An 18,020-nucleotide genomic window follows, 5' to 3' on the forward strand; every position below is an offset into this window, starting at 1 on the left:
AGGTAAATCAACCTTTCAGCACGCTATCAACCAGCGCCATTTCTTCGCTGCTCAACAGCTTTTCGATATCGACCAGAATCAGCATCCTTTCACCCAAGGAACCTAAGCCAGTCAAATACTCCGTGGAAAGCGTAACCGCAAATTCCGGAGCCGGACGGATTTGATCCGCCGTCAGGGACAGCACATCAGAGACGCCGTCAACGACGATCCCCACAACGCGCTGTCCCAGATTCAGAACGATAACGACCGTATTGTCATCGTAGTCAACTTCCTGCTGTGCAAATTTGATGCGTAAGTCAACGATCGGAACAATAACGCCGCGCAGGTTGGTTACACCTTTAATAAAGGAAGGCGTGTTAGCAATGCGAGTCACCTGATCGTAACCCCGGATTTCCTGTACCTTCAGAATATCGACGCCGTATTCTTCGTCGCCAAGCGTAAAGATCAGGAACTCCTGCCCTACGGTTTCACCTGCCAGTTTTGTGACGTTTGCAAGTCCAGTCATGTTACTCACCTTATTATCAATAGCCGTTATTTTTTATTAAGCGGTCTCTACCACGCGCTTTTCACGATAAAGCGCCTGCAATGCCGACACATCAACAATCAGCGCAACACTACCATCGCCCAAAATGGTTGCGCCTGAAACGCCCGGCACCTTGCGGTAGTTGCTTTCCAGGTTTTTCACGACAACCTGATGCTGGCCAATCAACTGATCAACCAGCAACGCGTAACGACGTCCCGCACTTTGCAGAATGACGACAATGCCCTGAGTCGCATCCGTCTTCGCATTTTCTACATCAAACACCTGGTAAAGCTCGATCAGCGGCAGATATTCGCCACGAACCTGCAACACCCGCTCGCCGCCAGCCAGCGGATAGAGGTCTTCAGACTGAGGTTGAAGAGATTCCATTACCGCGTTCAACGGCAGAATGAACACTTCACCATCAACCTTGACAGACATGCCATCCAGAATCGCCAGGGTCAGTGGCAGCAGGATACGGATAGTGGTTCCCTTCCCTTTCTGGAAGTAGATTTCCACATGACCGCCCATCTCCTGGATATTTCGTTTAACAACATCCATCCCCACACCACGGCCAGAAACGTCAGTAACTTGTTCCGCCGTAGAGAAGCCAGGGGCGAAGATCAGCATCCCGACTTCTTCATCCGTCATGCTGTCGCTGACAGAAAGCCCTTGAGAAAGCGCTTTGGCGAGAATACGTTCGCGGTTCAGCCCAGCGCCATCATCGATAACTTCAATACAAATGTTGCCGCCCTGATGTTCAGCGGACAGCGTCAGATTACCCACGGCCGTTTTGCCAGCGGCAACGCGATCCTCGGGATGCTCAATACCGTGGTCGAGGCTGTTACGCACCAAGTGAGTCAGCGGGTCGATGATACGTTCGATCAAGCTCTTATCGAGTTCAGTCGAGCTACCTTGCAGCGTCAGTTCAACTTCTTTGCCCAGTTTGGCGGCCAAATCACGAACCAGACGCGGGAAGCGGCTGAACACGTATTCCATCGGCATCATACGGATGGACATGACGGATTCCTGGAGATCACGCGCGTTGCGTTCTAGCTGTCCCATGCTGTTCAGCAGGTCGCCGTGCACGACAGGATCCAGCGCACTGGAGCGCTGCGCCAGCATGGACTGTGTGATAACCAGTTCACCAACCAGGTTGATTAGCTGATCCACTTTTTCCACGGCCACTCGAATGCTGGTATCGCCGGTTTTAGGTCGTGCTTTTGCTGCTTCAGCAGGTTTCGCGACCGGTGCCGCCGGTTTAGCCGGTGCCGCGGCCACAGCCGGGGCTGGTTCTGCCGCTACAGGCTTAGGTGCCTCTTGTGGCGCTGCCGCCGGAGCCTCGTCGACAGTTTTGAAGTTGATCTGCTCGGGTTCAAGGACGAAACACAGCACCGCCGTGATATCGTCCTGACTTTCCGTCGTCACCAGCGTGGCTTCAACGCTGTTCGCCGTCTGGTGAGAATCTTTTACCGTACCCAGGTTTGCCAGTTCTTCCAGCAGCTGCGGAATTTCCGGTTCTTTCAGGTTGGTGAGGGCAATACGCAGTTCATTGTGCCCGGCAGGCGTCGATGGCGCAGCCGACGTCGTAGCAGCACTTTCGTTGGTCGCAGCAGCAGGAGCAGCTCCGCCCTGAGCTTCTTTAGACTCAAGCGCAAGCTGACGAAGGGCCTTGCAGATGTACTCGAAGCTCTCGGCGTTCGGTTCCTGCGCTGTTTTATAAGCGTCCAACTGATCCTGCATAATGTCTTTTGTTTCCAGAAACAGGTTGATAATGTCAGTGCTCAGTCGCATTTCGCCGCGTCTGGCACCATCTAACAGGTTCTCCAGCAAATGCGTGGTTTCCTGCAATACCTTGAAACCAAACGTCCCGGCGCCCCCTTTGATCGAGTGAGCCGCTCGGAAGATCGCATTCATCTGTTCGGTATCAGGGCTTGACGGGTCGAGCAGCAATAAATGCTGCTCCATATCCGCCAACAATTCGTCTGCTTCATCAAAAAACGTTTGATAGAAAGCACTCATGTCCATGCTCACGTGGGTCACCTCTGCTGTGAATCGTGGCTTGTTGAAGAAGGCGTCACCTGACTATCAGGAGAAGCGGGCAAAGCGGTAGTCGGCTGTGAGCGTCCGGCAGCGGATACGCCATCCGTTACTGTGACGGATGCGGAACCCGGCGTTCCCGCCGCGCCTTGTGCCGGTGCCGGTGCCGGTGCCGGTGTTCCATTTTCGGCCCCAGGCGCAGCGCCGCTACTACTGTTATTGTCGGCAGGTGCCGAGGTAGGTTTAGCGTTATCCGGATTGATATTTTGTAAATTCTCAGCTTTATCAATATCAACGGCGTTGCTTTCAGCGTTCTCACGCTCAATGCTTTCCTGCGTCTGCTTGTTCAGCACCACCAGGCTAATACGTCGATTGATCGCATCATCGCCGCTCTGTGCCTGCTTCAGTCCCATGGTGGCGGCCATGCCGACCACGCGCAGCACTTTACCCTCGGACAGACCTCCAGCGATAAGCTCTCGGCGGGATGCATTGGCACGGTCCGCAGACAACTCCCAGTTACTGTAACGTCGCTCGCCTGTCACGTAGGGCGCATCATCCGTATGACCGGATAAGCTGATTTTGTTGGGGATATCATTCAAGATGGGCGCAATAGCACGCAGGATATCGCTCATATACGGTTCGACCTGAGCGCTACCTCGTTTGAACATCGGTCGCTTTTGGCTATCGATGATCTGAATTCGCAGACCTTCTTCAACCATCTCAATCAGCAGGTGCGGACGCAAGGCACGAAGACGTGGATCGGCTTCAATCAGCTGATCGAGCTTATCCCGCAGTTTGTTTAACTTGGCTTCTTCACGCTGACGCTGATCTTTGGAAACATCGATCTGCTTCCTGACTTCACCGTCCTGCTGTGTCGGGTCTTGCCCGCCGCCGGGGATCGGGCTGGACGCATCACTAATGCGTGTACCATTCGTCATGGCGACTTTTAAAGGAGTACGGAAATACTCCGCAATCTGCGCCAACTGGGAGGGTGATGAAATGGCAATGAGCCACATCACCAGGAATAGTGCCATCATGGCGGTCATGAAGTCGGCATAAGCAATCTTCCAAGCCCCGCCGTGGTGGCCTCCATGACCTGATTTACGCTTTTTACGAATAATGGGGTGCTGATGTTTCATGCGTCATTTTCCGCTGACTGCGCCGCCGGTGCCTTCACATTGCGAATGTGCTCCTCCATTTCGGTGAATGAAGGACGAATCGTGGAGTACAGCGTCTTACGCCCAAATTCGACGGCAATCTGCGGCGCATAGCCGTTCAGGCTGGACAGCAATGTGACTTTGATGCATTGCAGCACTTTGATCTTTTCGGCGTTTTTCTGACGCAGCAATGAAGCGAGGGGAGATACGAATCCGTAGGCCATAAGAATACCCAGGAAGGTCCCCACCATCGCATGCGCGATCATCATCCCGAGCTCTGCGGCAGGTCGGTCAACGTAAGCCAAAGAATGCACCACGCCCATAACCGCGGCGACGATACCAAAGGCGGGTAGACCATCCCCGATCTGAGTCAAACTGGATGCAGGTACTTCACATTCATGTTCGACGGTCTCGATTTCCTCATCCATCAGCGTTTCTATCTCGAACGCGTTCATGTTGCCACTCACCATAAGCCGCAGATAATCCGTCACAAATTCAACAACATAGTTGTCTGATAATATGCGGGGATAGCTGGAGAAGATTTCGCTTTCTTTGGGATTGTCGATGTCGAACTCGAGAGAAAGCATACCTTGTTGGCGAGATTTGGCCATGAGTCGGAAGAGCACAGCCATGAGATCCATATATACAGCTTTGGTATATTTCGAACCTTTGAACAGCAGCGGTAACGCCTTGATTGTGCCTTTAATTGCCTTACCGTTGTTTCCCACGATAAACGCACCGATGGCAGCACCACCGATAATCAGCAACTCGGAAGGCTGATAAAGTGCACCTAGCTCTCCACCGACGATAAGATAACCGCCCAGAATGGAGCCTATAATGACGATATAACCCAATATAACCAGCACAAGCATTCCTTATAGTAACAAGGGGTAGTGGAGTGAGGTTAAAACGCAGTCTTATCGCGTACGACTTTAGGAGGAAAGAGCCCTGCCATTTGCCCAAAACGCTCAATGGCAGGTTCACTAGCGCTACCAAGCTCAGACTGCGTGCTTAACCTGTTCGTCCAGCAGTTGAGGTAGGATATCGGCAACGTTCGGAGAAAGTTTACGTCTTTTTACTGCCCGGGAAGGCGGTTGGCATAAACTACAGACGAAAACGTTTTTAGGTTGGTGCGCGTGGGTGATAAACATCCCGTTACAGCAGTTGCAAGCCGATAACTGCAACATGCCGCTGTCGACAAAACGCACTAGAGTCCAAGCTCGCGTCAGCGCCAGCAAGGGAGTTTCGTTGTGTGGGGAGCATTGTTCAATATATAGGCGATACGCTTTGATGACGGCTTCCACTCCGCTGCATTTACTAATTTTCAGCAAATACAGATAAGCGTTATAAAACATGGAAGAATGAATATTTTGTTCCCACGTCATAAAACAGTCGGTGGAAAACGGCAGCATACCTTTGGGCGGAGGACTGCCTCGCAATTCTTTATATAATTTGATGAGGCGTCCGCGGCTCAGCTGCGTTTCACTTTCCAGCATTTGCAAACGTGCGCCAAGCGTGATCAGTTCCATAGCTAACTGAATATCTTTAGCTTCCTGAACAATACTTTTCTCAACCATTTTTATGCCCTTTTCTTAGGCACGTTCTCTTCTTTTGAAGACAACTGTTGAAGTAAATGACTCGACAGAAGAATACCGGTATGGATCTGCTGCAAATCATCCACACGAGATTCTTGAGTCAGTTGCTTAATAGTCGTGTGATCGTTGAATCGGAAATGGCAAATCAACTGATTTGTTTCAGCCAATTTTACCATTTGAGGCAATGTAAGCTGCATCAACGCATCAGCCATTTCATCATCAATGCCTAAACGAAACATCGCAGAAGCTTTTTCGTCATTAATCAAACGTTGTGCCAATAACAAATAAGACAGGTTTATGTCATAAATGTGCTTGAGTAGTTCAGAGGTACCCATAATCCATCCCAACAGGCTATGTTTCAAACATAAATCAGGTGATATTCGCTATCGCCCAGTTCAATAATCACTCTCCATAGGTGGCATGAAAACTATCGGTGCCAGATGTGCCTACTACTGTATGCAATTTTGTTTCGACTTGTTTTACCACGCCGATTTCAACATCTTTTAGGCTCCCATTATCCATCACCTCACCAGCTCCCTTCCGTCAATTATCGTCCTTAAACGAGGTATAGGATTAATCCTAAACGGTTGTCACTCTACCGCCTATGCCCCAACACATACAACGCAACTGCACGTGAATTTTGACAATTATGTGATGTATATCACAAAAATGAAAGTTTTTGCTTTCATCCGCGCGGCCTTTTTTTCTCCACACTGAAAGTTTTTTATACGCAAAACAGGTGGAAACAAAAATATTCCGCATTTTGTAAAGATTTTACAGGTTGCTACGATAACCCCAACCACCTGTTTTTAAAAGAAAAAGAAATTAACCTTATAATTCAGATCATCTCGAGAACAAAAAAACATCAAAATTCCATTAAAAAAATCAAATTAATAACTAACGTTATTAGTGTTCCGATAACTATTTATTAGGACAAGATATAAGCCAAAGCCATGTATCTTCACCTGGAACCTCGTAAAATAAGAAACATAATTTCCCAAAACCCCTACAGAAATTGAGGTAATCATTCATCCCCGAAGCATGATGAAACTAAAAGATAAATTGCTTTTGGCCATCACCGACGGACTTTTCAATAGCGCCAAAAAGAACTAAGTCTGCGGTGAGCCCTAATATCTGAGCAAGTACCAACATTTGTTGAAATATAAATATTTTTATAGCGGCACTACTGATATAGACCTCAAAAAATAATTTTAGGCGATCTGATAAGTTCGTCATTATTCAGCGCTGAATATTTATAACCATCTCGGTAAAGTTAACCATTTTTCACCACATACAGACACGATTTGTTAGCAGGCTTATAAAAATATCAGAAACCGTTTCAATATTTTATACATTCGTTTTTTATTCCCCTGTTTATTACAGAGGTATTAAACTATTAGCCCTTGCGCATTTATTGCCTCAGATCTAGTGTTATTAAAATGCGGGCGGATGATTAGCATCATTATTATGTAAATTTGATTGAGCCAGCACAGTGCGTCAAAGATTAGACTTGGATAATGCTCTGCGGTTGGCTGACCCGCCTCTTTTCGTGGTACTGCCACGGCCACACCTACCATCCAGAAGAAAATCTTCTACTACCTAATATAAGTAGACCATCTAGCGACCATCGCTACTTTTTTTGTTGCTTTTTATCTAAAAAATCAAATTGAACATCGATACAGTCACATTTCTCACGCAGTGGTCTCAGTTCCTAACTCATTTATTCAGGATAGCAGACGTTCTGAAACCGTTATGTTTAATGCCGTTTCTCTTACCTATCACTGGGATAGCCCAGCACAGTTTGCATACCGGATACGTCAACTTCATTCGGTGCAGTTGCTAGCCAAGATTTCGAATATTCGCCCCTACACTGCGTTTTTGCTTTTCTTACCCGTCACCACTATCTGCCGTCGCGCTCTTTCTCTTAGGTGGCTCGATATTGAGATCGCGTACAATGACAAGAGCTCTGATTATTTATCGAAGATTTACAGGCGGAGAGCCCAGGATGAAAAAGACCATGGGTAAATTGAGGTTAAAGAGCCTATACATTTCAAGCTAGACCTCAGAATTGCGACTGAAATTCTCTTTTTCGTTTTTCGAGTGTTGAGTCGTACTGCTTAACCTGATTATTAAGTACCAGGAAGCAGCCGTCGCCGTCCTAAATACGAATACGTGTAATAAAGGTTAGAAAGACCCGTCAAACTTAGACAACGAGGTCGGAGAAAAAACGTTATAGCTTTACCACGGTAGTTTCCCATTTATGGTCAAGTCCCGGTCGTTTGCTACTCAGCCAATTTCTAACGATTCGTTCATCCCTCTATTTTGCAGGAAGGCTGAACCTGCCAGCTCCAGGCCGGAAACCGGTGTGGATGTGGCTGATGAGGTTTGCAAAACCTTTTCCGCAATTTCCGCAGGGAAAAACTGCGGATGCCTGGGGCTCTGTGCGGTTCAGAATCTGCGCTCAAGTAAAGATGCAAAAATGCTGAAATGCTGAGATGCTGAGATGCTGAGATGCTGAGATGCTGAGATGCTGAGATGCTGAACAGCATAGCACTCAGGCGACCTTTGCCACCGTTGCTGGAAACCGACAATGGTTTTGAATTTGCAGGGAAATACTGGATAAATGGGTTTACGAACGGGGTATAAGGATTGACTTTTCCCGCCCCGGGACACCCACGGATAATGCCACGGTGGAGTCTTTTAACGGCAGGCTGCGGCAGGAGTGCCTGAATGAGAACGGGTTCATGTCTCTGGAGGATGCACGGTGCACAATCGAGGCCTGGCGCATACACTATAACCAGAGTCGTCCCCATTCCGCGCTGGGCTGGATGACCCCCGCTGAATTCGCCGAAAAATCTGCCGGTTGCCAGAATATGCAGCCAACCTGAAGCCGGTTATTTCTGATTATGGGTGGATCATTTTTGGGGTCAGGGTCACCTTACCGCATCAAAACGCGACAAGAACTTGCACTGAGACATGAAAAACAAAAATCCCGCTTAAGTTTCCTTAAGCGGGATTTTCTAAATATGGCTCCTCTGACTGGACTCGAACCAGTGACATACGGATTAACAGTCCGCCGTTCTACCGACTGAACTACAGAGGAATCGTGTGAACGGGGCGCATATTATCTGGGTCACTCAGGGCTGTCAACGCCAAAATCGCGTTTAGATCCCAACTGCTTAGCCTCTGTTCGATTATGCGTTTTTATGCTCAAGAGTTGTACGATATTGGGGCTTCGGCCTTTTTTTGCCAGCGCTGTAAACGCTCTAGCGGCGACTGACGGTAAAATCGCGTGAACACCTCATAGACCACGGGGAAACGCTCGTAGAGCAATTCGGGCGCACTAAAGAAGTACTCGGACAGCACGGCAAAACACTCTGCGGGGTCGGACGCGGCATAGGGATCCATACTGGCCCCCTCTTCTCCCACCAGGTCGATTTCATCCTGCAGTTCGCACATCGCCCTGTGGATCGCCTGCTCCCATTGCGCCATTTCCCGCAGAGGAAGCGGTGGAACACCACTCACTTCACGTCCTCCGCGGAGGTCTAGCTTATGCGCCACTTCGTGGATCACCAGATTGAATCCCGACAGGTCGAAGGAATCCTGGATGTCCTGCCAGTTAAGCACGATCGGTCCCTGCTCCCAACTTTGCCCTGACTGGACAACCTCTCCCGAATGGACAAGGCCGATGTCATCGACCCATTCGTCCGTGACAATAAACGGAGAGGGATAGATCAGGACGTCATGAAAGCTATCGAGCCAGCTGATGCCAAGCTCCAACACCGGCAGACAAAACAGCAACGCGATACGCTGCTGCATCAGTGCATCCAGTTCCAGATGATCCAAGGGCACCAGGTGCTTTTGCCGCAGAAAGTGTTGCGCAAGGTCGACGAGCCTCCGCCGCTCACGTTCATCCAGCGGTGCCAACAATGGGATAGACAGCGCAGACTGCCAAGCGGTCCCCTCTTCAGACGAAGACGGTGAGGTTTTCCATTGCCACTTCATGCATGATTGCTCGCTATGTCGTCACTCAGGTCTTGAGACAGGGATAGGGCTGTTAAAATGCCATGAAAACGGGCATTATAGTCGCCCTTCCGTGGAGAGATGCCGGAGCGGCTGAACGGGACGGTCTCGAAAACCGTTGAGGGAGTCATCCCTCCGAGGGTTCAAATCCCTCTCTCTCCGCCATTATTCAAGCAGTTATCCCAACGCACGTCTGTGATAAAAGTCCCGCTGAGTCAATCCAATAAGAAAACCGGCGTGTCGTCTCACAATAACTCAATCTCTTCTGTGAAACTACGCCGGCTGATTTTGTTCATCAAGGCTTAGTGAAGCACGGTTAGCGCGTGCGCCAAAGCCGGTACTGTCCCCCAAAGCCTACTTCTGCCGCATACTCTTGCTCGCTACCATCAGCAAGAACATCCACGGTCCGTCGCATGCCCAGCGACAGCGCGACACACTCGTTGCTGACTCTCAGTTTATGCAGTCCGTTATTCAAATAAGCTGTGATGTATTGGTTTTGTTTAACAGCGCGATATCACTATCATCAACCGTCACGACAAATTTGCACATACCACCGCTCCCGGCGCCAATAAACTGCTTATTTCGGGTCACGGTGACTTTTGTCTGTTTGACCTGAGTATTCGGCGTGATGATGGCACGATCTATTATATATTCTGCCGGGCGGTGCGGTCTGGAACACCCACTTAAAACCAATACGACAAACAGAAAGAATGGTCTTTTCATTATCATTTACCCAATATAAATGGAGAGCAGATCTTCCGCTGCTCTCAACAAATATTGATGATTGAAGTCCACCGTAAGAATGCAAACAGACGTTATTGCGCTTGAGGGGTTAACATTGCGTTGGCGGATTTGGGGTGAAGCGTATACATACCACCGTTGAAAGGATCCACCAGTAAGTAGCCGATAAGACCGCCGAAGACCAGGTTCCCGCCGATATACCATCCGTTTGCAGATGATCGAACAGGCAAGGTCAGTGGCTGATAAGTTTCTTTTGTGAACGTAATCAGGTAGTCTTTTCCACCAAAATAATGCCCGCTAGATTTATCCAGAACCACGTTTTGAGGCGTATTACCGGTGACTATGACTCGCCCGGTTTCATCCTGTATCGAGAATTTTGCGCCAGTGGGATGACTTTCAACGTTGACTACCTGAGATCCTTCTCCAACAATAGTTGCGCATCCCGAAAGTAATATTGCTGCAGATAAAGCAAAGGCTGCTAATTTTTTCATTTGCGAATGACTCTTTAACGGTTTTATATTTAGCCTGATTTGGCGAAAAAATATTACCAAATATTGCAAAATGAGTCATCCTAAAGCGTCATTTATATTTCCCTGTTGGGACCTGCGGGGGTAGAGAATAAATGAGACGTTACCCAAAAGCCTATTATCTTATTTCACTGAAGAGTTCAATCTATTATTTTCACAACTTATCGCCATTATTTTTCATTTCAGCGACAGGAAATTCGTTTTCTTTTGCATTACTCGTTTTACGTTTTGCACATTAACATTTCACCGTGTTTTCTCTATTAAGTTCATTTCGTCGATAGCTTAGGACAACAACGCTTTCAGGCGTGTCGCGCTCATCGGTCGGCCAAAGTGCCAACCTTGGCCCACAGCGTCGGTACAATGTTCTTTGACGTAGGCGGCCTGAGCGGCCGTTTCAATCCCTTCGACAATGACGCAGGTATTCAGCATGGCCGTCATCGTGAACAACAAATCCACCATGCGGGCGTTAACAGAGTCGGTGCCGATGGCCTCAGTAAACATTCGGTCAATCTTGATGGCATCAAACGGCAGGCTGGAGAGGTACGAGAAGTTGGAGTACCCCGTCCCGAAATCGTCGATGGCAATACGATATCCCTGCGCGCGCAGCTCGGATAAGCGTTTCGCCAGCATCGTGTAATTAGCCGTCGAACGCTCCGTGATCTCCAAAATAATTTGTTTCGGCGTCACGCCAAAATTCGCCACCTGTTCATTCAGGTACGTCTGATAATCGGCATCCAACACGTCGGAGATATCCAGATTAATGCTGAGGTAAAACTCCGGGTGATTTAATAACAGACTTTGCATCTCCGCGATCGACTGGTGAGTAATATGCCGCGTAATATCGCCGATCATTCCCTGTTTCTCCGCGATAGGGATAAACACATCGGGAGGGATGATCTGACCGTGCTTATTCGTCCAGCGAGCCAATGCTTCAACACCGATGATTTTTTCATCATTCAGGTGAATGATCGGCTGATAATTCACGTGAAGTTTTTTATGGCTGACCGCCAAGCGCAGCTGTTTAGGAATTGAACGATTAATATCGAGCAAAAGAAAAATAACCAACGTCAGCGAGCCGCCTAATATCGCGCCCAACAAGGAGATGGCGGAAATCATATAGGCAGGCATCTGTAACACGCCGGAGGCGCTTAGCCGCGCATGAATGCAGATCTCATACAGCTTGCTGCATAAATAAGATTGGCGATATTGAGCGAGCCAAGAGCTTTCATAGCGAGATGGCGTCACGCTTTTGCTGCCGAAAGTCTGGAAAACGTGGCTATCGTCCGCCGACGTCAATACCGCGCCGTAGCCATGTAACGGATAAGTAAAGCTGCGAAAGGCATCGGGCGACGTAAATACCACCACGTTTTTGCGGCTGACGATATCCGTTTGGATCCGGGGATCGAAGAGGCCTCTGACGGCGGTCCAAAGCTGGGTGCCGTCTGCTTTTTGAATATCGGTTTCCGGCAGCGGAATAGGCGATGCCAACACGCCACGCCCGGCAGTGCACAATAACTGACCATCCTGAATGCGTCCGACGTCAATAAGATAACGATACTTATAAACCATGTAACGAAGCTGGAATAAATCGTCTTCAGAGCAGAGGGGATACTTCAGTGCGTAAGCTTCATTGATCGCGGTGTTGGATTCCGTGACGACGTCATCGGAACGCTTCATTATGGCTTCAGCATAATCCTGCAATTTCTTTTGATCGTTCTTAGCGATCACTCGCTGGCTCAGGAGCAACAAAATCAATATTCCTCCCATAATGCCAGCGACCACCATCGCTAGTATCATTTTATTTATTGACTTCATATTGACTTCCCCGGCCTTGATAAATCCCAACTAGTAGCCCATTCATCGGCATCACTTCATGCAAGTTTATTGATTTATCTTTGAATCAATCCCGCGAATATCACTGTTGATGTCACGTATTTACCGGAAGTTTTCAATTTCGCCGCATATCTTCACAACAAACTGACCTTGCATGATCAAACGTCAAGACCGGGTTTTCGGGGGGGAGCGCCGAGCGTATTCTTGCCGAGGCATGGCTCATGCGCGACGAGATTACCGAAGCCCGGCGCGCGACAGGAGACTAAATATACAGCGAGGGTTCGCCCGCCGGGCGAGTTTTAAAACGTCGATGTAGCCAAAGATATTGGCCTGGCGCCTTCATAATTTCACGCTCTATAGCCCGATTGATGTAGGCTGCGGCGGCCAGGCTATCGTCATAGGGATAGTGTTCAAGCGCTGGGGAAATCATTAGCTGATACCCCTGCCCCGCCGGTTTACGGATGACGACGGCTGTCACCAGTTTGGGTTGGGCTAGGCGGGCGATAGTGAAAGTTCCGTTTGAGGTCGCAGCTTTCTCTACGCCAAAAAAAGGAACGAAGACGCTGCCCTTAGGCCCGTTGTCTTGATCCGGCGCGAACCACACCGTGCCGCCGCGTTTGAGCGTGTGTACCATGCTAATTAAATTTCTTCGGTTAACCAGCACGTTACCCGAACGGGAGCGGCCCCACTTCTGTACCCGCTCCAAAATAGGGCTATTGTGCGGCCGATACATGACCACCATCGGTTTACAGTGGCCGAGAATACGAAAATGCAGTTCCAGCGTCATGAAATGCACGCCGATCACCATGACGCCGTTCTGCTTATCCTGTGCGTTGTGCAGGTGTTCCAGCCCGACGATATCGATCCATCGTTTTATGCGTTTGTCCGGCCAGAACCAGGCCATCCCCGTTTCCAACAGCGCAATGCCGAGCGACGAAAAATGCTCAGTCAATTTGAGCTGTTTCTGGCGATCATCAATCTCAGGAAAACACAGTTCGAGGTTACGCCGGGCAATGCCGACCCGTCGTTTCAAAAAACGCATAGAACGCCGCCCCAACCAGCCGCCCAAACGTACCTGAATGGGATAAGGCAATTGAACCAGCAGATACAAGAGCGCCAAACCGCACCAGAGTGGCCAATGCCTGGGGTGTGCGTCACGGGCAAAGAAAAGAGGTCGCGAGCGGGTCACCATAAACGCTTTATCCTTCACTGTCAGATCATGACAGCATCAATGAATAACGGGGGCTCCAACTGCTCGAGCCGTTTCTGTACAAAACCATTGCAGCAACGGCGAGTGTTTAGACATTGCTGAGAGACGTTAATTCCGGGCGAAATACGGGCAACCGCAGATTTCACACAACGGTCAAATAGACTGGGGCGGCACAGGGAGACAAAGCGCAGCAGAACAAGAAAAGAGAAGCTAGCGCATTACAGTGGCAATCTGTGGAACGTGACGGCAGGAAGAAAATGAAGGCCGCAGTGAGTCCGCGGCCCGAGAAGGTATTTCAAGCGACTAGGGTTTCAGGATGGATTCTATTTCCGCCATTTTTGGCCCATACGGAGCACGCATCCGGAGGTTGGACTCGCCGCCGGGACTTTGCACCACCACCGCTTTGGCATGACTGAAACGACGGAAGCCGTAAATACCGTGATACGCCCCCATCCCGGACGCGCCTACGCCGCCGAATGGCACGCTTTCAATCGTGGCCTGCGTCATGACGTCGTTCACCACCAACGCGCCGGACGTCGTCTGCTCGCTGAAATCACGCTGACGCACCGGATCCTGACCAAAGTAGTAAGCCGCCAGCGGACGCGGATGCGCATTGATATAGGCGATAGCCTCCTCCGGTTTTGCGTAGGTTTTCAACGGCAGAATCGGCCCAAAAATTTCTTCCTGCATCACCAGCATGTCGTCGGTCACATTCAACACCACCGTCGGCGACAGTTTGCGCTGCGATAGCGAGACGCCCGCTTCGCCTTCGGCGGAAAGCTCAATCACCGTCGCGCCTTTCTCACGCGCATCGGTCAACAGCTGCTGCAGCCGCTGGAAGTGACGATCGCTGATAATGCCGGTGTAGTCGGGGTTTTCCGACAATGTTGGAAACGCTTCGGCAACAAACGCGCGCGCATGCGAGACAAAGTCATCGCACGCCGACTCAGGAAGAAGCACGTAATCCGGCGACATACAAATCTGTCCGGCGTTAAACGTTTTGACCGTCATCACGCGCTCGGCCACCGTTTGGATATCCGCATCGGTATCCACCATCACCGGTGATTTCCCCCCCAACTCCAGCGTCACAGGGACCAGATTCTCCGCCGCCGCTCGCATGACGTGGCGGCCCACGCTGGTGCTGCCGGTAAAGATCAGGTGGTCAAAAGCCTGTGCGCTAAACGCTTTACCCACATCCGCATCGCCCAGCACGGTCGTCACTTCCAGCGGGTCGAAATAACGCGCGACCAAATCCGCCAGTCGTTCTGCCGTCCGCGGCGTGAGCTCGGAGGGTTTGATTATCGCGCGATTGCCCGCGGCGAGGACGCCGGCCAGCGGACAAAAGGCCAGATTCAGCGGGAAATTCCACGGGCTGATAATCCCAACGACACCGAGCGGCTGGTATTGCACCCGCGCGTGCATGCCCGGCCCCGGCGCAGGCTGTTCGTCGGGCTGCATCCACTGCGCCAGATTTTCCCGGGCATAATTCAACGCGTTCACAGATCCCAGAATATCCGCCATGATGGTCTGATAAGGACTCCGATGACCGTAGTCGGCGCGAACCGCTGCTTCCAGTTCCTGATGATGGCGAGTCAGTAGCTGGATGGCGCGCTCAATGCGGTCGCGGCGCAATTCGCTGCTGGCTGGGCCGTCCTGCACGTGCGCACGTTTCATGTCGGCGACGGCGGCGGCCATTGAGGCCGCGGTAACTGAAGAACTCATGATTCACTCCGAAATAAAAAACACATTAGGCCAGCTGCTTGAGCAGAGCCTGAGCGACCCCTTCTGAACTCGCCGGGTTTTGGCCCGTAGTAAGAAGGCCATCGGTCACAATATGGGGCTGCCAGTCGGCGCCTTTTTCGTAGCGTCCGCCCAGCTGCGTAAATTCATCTTCGATCAGGAACGGAACCACGTCCGTCAACTGGACCGCCGCCTCTTCGCTGTTTGAGAAACCGGTCACTTTGCGTCCTTTGATTAGCGGCTCGCCGTCGGCGGCGCGAACATGACGCAGCGCCCCTGGCGCATGGCAAACCAGACCCAGAGGTTTACCGGCGCGGTCAAAGGTTTCAAGCAAGGCGATGGAGTCGGCGCTTTCCGCCAGATCCCACAGCGGCCCGTGTCCGCCGGGATAAAACACCGCGTCAAAGTCCGCCACGTTCACCTCAGCCAGTTTTGCCGTATGGCTCAGCGCGTTCTGAGCATGCGCATCTTGTCGGAAACGTTCGGTCGCGGCAGTCTGCGCTTCCGGCGCATCGCTCACCGGATCCAACGGCGGCTGTCCGCCCAACGGCGACACCAGCGTGATAGCGGCTCCCGCATCTTTAAATACGTAGTAAGGGGCCGCAAACTCTTCCAGCCAGAAACCCGTTTTCTTGCCGGTATTGCCAAGACGATCGTGCGACGTTAATACCATCAGAATGTTCATACAAGACTCCTAAAAAGAGGATGAAGGCACGCCGAGAACCGTTCCGACGTCCCTAAGGCCCCCGCGGGGGGTAACAATAACTCGGTAGTGATCAATGCCTGGTGCAACGGCGTTTTGTCCTTGCCCAGCTTGGATAGTAGCGCCGCCCCCAGCCACAGCTGATACAGCGTTTGCGCGGTTTCCGTCGGCGACAGCGTTAAGCGTAACGAACCATCGGCTTGCCCATGGGCTATCGTCTCAGCGATACGCGCCACCAGATGCGACACGCCGTCGCATAAAATCAGCCGCATATCTTCGGAAAGGTCGGCGACCTCCGCAGCCAGTTTGACCACCAGGCAGTGTTCAGCCCAGCCGCCCAGTAAGGGATCGTCAATCCACGCGGTCCAGTAACGCATTAACCGCTCGCGGCCGCTGCCCAGCTCTGCGTTGAATAGCGCATCCAGACGTTGTTGATATTCGTTGACGTAATCAGCCAGCAGCGCGCAGCCAAACTGCTCTTTGGAAGCAAAGTAGTGGTAGAACGACCCCTTAGGCACCTGACTGGCGTCCAGAATCGCTTTGAGTCCTACGCCGACAAAACCTCGCCGCAGCACCAACAGGCGACCGGTATCAAGGATTTGCTGACGGGTCTGTTTTGTTTTGTTTATCGAAGTCATAACATCACGCTAACATTAAATAGACCGGTCGTCTAGTAACGAATCCACAATAAGGATCGCGCCATGACAAGCCCCTCTTCATATGAACGTTGCGAACGCTAATTTACAGGAGGTGAGTAGAGAGCTTGAGCTGCGAGCAAAAGAAAGGAACCAGGAGGCAGCGATTGAGGCCGGAGACGGGCAGGCAGTAAAGCTAGAAGCTAGAAGCTAGAAGCTAGAAGCTAGAAGCTAGAAGCTAGAAGCAGAATTTATCACCAGCGCCAAAAGCGACATAACGGCGCACGATAATATGGAAGCCGCCGTTAAGCCATTGAAAGAGGACGCTACCGCTCAATCAGGGCGATATCGGTCCCGAGAAAATAGGATCGCCGCACCAGCATATTTTCATCAAACTCATACACCAAGGGAACGCCGGTGGGGATCTGCGCGCGGATGATCTCTTCGTCCGAGAGGTGATTCAACTGCTTAACCAGCGCCCGAATCGAATTGCGGTGGGCGATGACCAGCAACCGTTCACCCGCACGGATGCGCGGAGCCAGCGACGTCTGCCAGTAGTGCATGACCCGATCGCCGGTCATGCGCAGGCTCTCCCCTAGCGGAAACTCGCCCGGCGCCAGATGCGCATAGCGAGGATCGTAGCCGGAAAAACGATCGTGAATTGACGTTAACGGCGGCGGCGGAACGTCGTAACTTTTTCTCCACTGATGCACCAGCGCTTTGCCGAGCCGTTCGGCCGTTTCCGCCTTGTTAAGGCCTTGCAGCGCGCCGTAGTGTCGTTCGTTCAGACGCCAGTTTTTCTCCACCGGCAGCCATTGCAGCCCCAGTTCATCGAGCGCAATTTGCAGCGAATGCAGGGTACGTTTAAGCACCGATGTACACGCCGCGTCAAACGTAAACCCTTGCTGTCTGAGCAACTGCGCCGCCAGCCGCGCTTCTTCTTTTCCCTTGTCGGTCAGCGGCACATCCACCCAACCGGTAAATCGATTTTGATCATTCCATTCACTTTCACCATGCCGCAACAATACCAACTTAAACACAGCCATATTTTTTCCTTCACACCCTTCAACTTTTACATTCATTCGCAGCCTATACCATCGCTTGTTATGATTATCGTGGCTGATTCAGCATCGTCCGCATTGTGTCTTTCTACCGCTTTCATCGGCGTTTCCGGCTTCTTTCCCACCGGCTCACTGGCCCAACTTGAACACGTCTACCATCAGATTATCCAGCGTCCATACATCATGCAATTATTAATTCCCCAAATGATAGGTATCGAATTAGATATTTATGCTC

The 18,020-nt window shown here is 50.9% G+C and carries 15 protein-coding genes, 2 tRNA genes and 1 pseudogene; 2 read left to right on the forward strand and 16 right to left on the reverse strand.

The features are described 5' to 3' along the window. Positions 1 to 7 precede the first annotated feature (7 nt). The 6 genes from cheW to flhD form a co-directional block, all read right to left on the reverse strand. Entirely contained in the window at positions 8 to 505 is a 498-nt protein-coding gene (gene cheW, locus AU509_RS10655; RefSeq protein ID WP_026741070.1) for a chemotaxis protein CheW, read from the reverse strand. Between the two features lie 36 nt (positions 506 to 541). Further along, positions 542 to 2,542, reverse strand: coding sequence for a chemotaxis protein CheA (gene cheA, locus AU509_RS10660; protein WP_176223475.1), 2,001 nt, complete (start codon positions 2,540 to 2,542; stop codon positions 542 to 544). A gap of 17 nt (positions 2,543 to 2,559) precedes the next feature. Beyond that, positions 2,560 to 3,699, reverse strand: coding sequence for a flagellar motor protein MotB (gene motB, locus AU509_RS10665; RefSeq protein ID WP_094118307.1), 1,140 nt, complete (start codon positions 3,697 to 3,699; stop codon positions 2,560 to 2,562). Further along, entirely contained in the window at positions 3,696 to 4,583 is an 888-nt protein-coding gene (gene motA, locus AU509_RS10670; RefSeq protein WP_026741067.1) for a flagellar motor stator protein MotA, read from the reverse strand. Before motA ends, motB begins: the two co-directional genes overlap by 4 nt. 132 nt (positions 4,584 to 4,715) lie before the next feature. Further along, positions 4,716 to 5,294, reverse strand: coding sequence for a flagellar transcriptional regulator FlhC (gene flhC / locus AU509_RS10675; RefSeq protein WP_094118308.1), 579 nt, complete (start codon positions 5,292 to 5,294; stop codon positions 4,716 to 4,718). A gap of 2 nt (positions 5,295 to 5,296) precedes the next feature. Continuing rightward, positions 5,297 to 5,647: a flagellar transcriptional regulator FlhD gene (gene flhD / locus AU509_RS10680; RefSeq protein ID WP_085651931.1), complete on the reverse strand. Its 351-nt coding sequence runs from the start codon at positions 5,645 to 5,647 to the stop codon at positions 5,297 to 5,299. A 2,230-nt stretch (positions 5,648 to 7,877) separates the two neighbouring features. On the opposite strand from flhD, the pseudogene AU509_RS10695 reads away from it, so the two are divergent. Next, a pseudogene (locus tag AU509_RS10695) lies at positions 7,878 to 8,200 on the forward strand (integrase core domain-containing protein); the annotation flags it as partial. Between the two features lie 139 nt (positions 8,201 to 8,339). On the opposite strand, the gene AU509_RS10700 reads toward AU509_RS10695, so the two are convergent. Together AU509_RS10700 and mtfA are read right to left on the reverse strand one after the other, a co-directional pair. After that, positions 8,340 to 8,415 (reverse strand) — tRNA-Asn (locus tag AU509_RS10700). 107 nt (positions 8,416 to 8,522) lie between these two features. Further along, a complete protein-coding gene (mtfA, locus tag AU509_RS10705) occupies positions 8,523 to 9,317 on the reverse strand; it encodes a DgsA anti-repressor MtfA (protein ID WP_085651935.1) in 795 nt (264 codons plus the stop codon). 93 nt (positions 9,318 to 9,410) lie between these two features. Here mtfA and AU509_RS10710 point away from each other — a divergent pair. Beyond that, positions 9,411 to 9,500, forward strand: a tRNA-Ser gene (locus AU509_RS10710). Between the two features lie 306 nt (positions 9,501 to 9,806). Here AU509_RS10710 and AU509_RS18650 read toward each other — a convergent pair. From AU509_RS18650 to gpmA, 8 genes are all read right to left on the reverse strand, one after another. After that, complete coding sequence (locus AU509_RS18650; protein WP_244200946.1) at positions 9,807 to 10,058, reverse strand: hypothetical protein; 252 nt, start codon at positions 10,056 to 10,058, stop codon at positions 9,807 to 9,809. A gap of 92 nt (positions 10,059 to 10,150) precedes the next feature. Next, a complete protein-coding gene (locus tag AU509_RS10720; protein WP_094118311.1) occupies positions 10,151 to 10,567 on the reverse strand; it encodes a single stranded DNA-binding domain-containing protein in 417 nt (138 codons plus the stop codon). 318 nt (positions 10,568 to 10,885) lie between these two features. Then, positions 10,886 to 12,418 carry an EAL domain-containing protein gene (locus tag AU509_RS10725; RefSeq protein ID WP_094118312.1) on the reverse strand — a complete coding sequence of 511 codons (1,533 nt, stop codon included), beginning with the start codon at positions 12,416 to 12,418 and terminating at the stop codon, positions 10,886 to 10,888. A 280-nt stretch (positions 12,419 to 12,698) separates the two neighbouring features. Next, positions 12,699 to 13,628, reverse strand: coding sequence for an LpxL/LpxP family Kdo(2)-lipid IV(A) lauroyl/palmitoleoyl acyltransferase (gene lpxL / locus AU509_RS10730; protein WP_085651938.1), 930 nt, complete (start codon positions 13,626 to 13,628; stop codon positions 12,699 to 12,701). A 321-nt stretch (positions 13,629 to 13,949) separates the two neighbouring features. Further along, positions 13,950 to 15,368: a coniferyl aldehyde dehydrogenase gene (locus AU509_RS10735; RefSeq protein WP_085651939.1), complete on the reverse strand. Its 1,419-nt coding sequence runs from the start codon at positions 15,366 to 15,368 to the stop codon at positions 13,950 to 13,952. Between the two features lie 25 nt (positions 15,369 to 15,393). Continuing rightward, positions 15,394 to 16,071, reverse strand: coding sequence for a type 1 glutamine amidotransferase domain-containing protein (locus AU509_RS10740; RefSeq protein WP_085651940.1), 678 nt, complete (start codon positions 16,069 to 16,071; stop codon positions 15,394 to 15,396). Continuing rightward, the gene (locus AU509_RS10745) at positions 16,068 to 16,727 is read right to left on the reverse strand and encodes a TetR/AcrR family transcriptional regulator (RefSeq protein WP_094118313.1); all 660 of its coding nucleotides are present in this window, start codon (positions 16,725 to 16,727) and stop codon (positions 16,068 to 16,070) included. The genes AU509_RS10740 and AU509_RS10745 overlap by 4 nt, the downstream gene beginning before the upstream one ends. A gap of 323 nt (positions 16,728 to 17,050) precedes the next feature. Continuing rightward, positions 17,051 to 17,770 carry a 2,3-diphosphoglycerate-dependent phosphoglycerate mutase gene (gene gpmA, locus AU509_RS10750; RefSeq protein ID WP_094118314.1) on the reverse strand — a complete coding sequence of 240 codons (720 nt, stop codon included), beginning with the start codon at positions 17,768 to 17,770 and terminating at the stop codon, positions 17,051 to 17,053. Between the last annotated feature and the right edge of the window lie 250 nt (positions 17,771 to 18,020).

The sequence above is a fragment of the Lonsdalea britannica genome (assembly GCF_002111595.1).
GTDB classification, from domain to species: Bacteria; Pseudomonadota; Gammaproteobacteria; order Enterobacterales; family Enterobacteriaceae; genus Lonsdalea; species Lonsdalea britannica.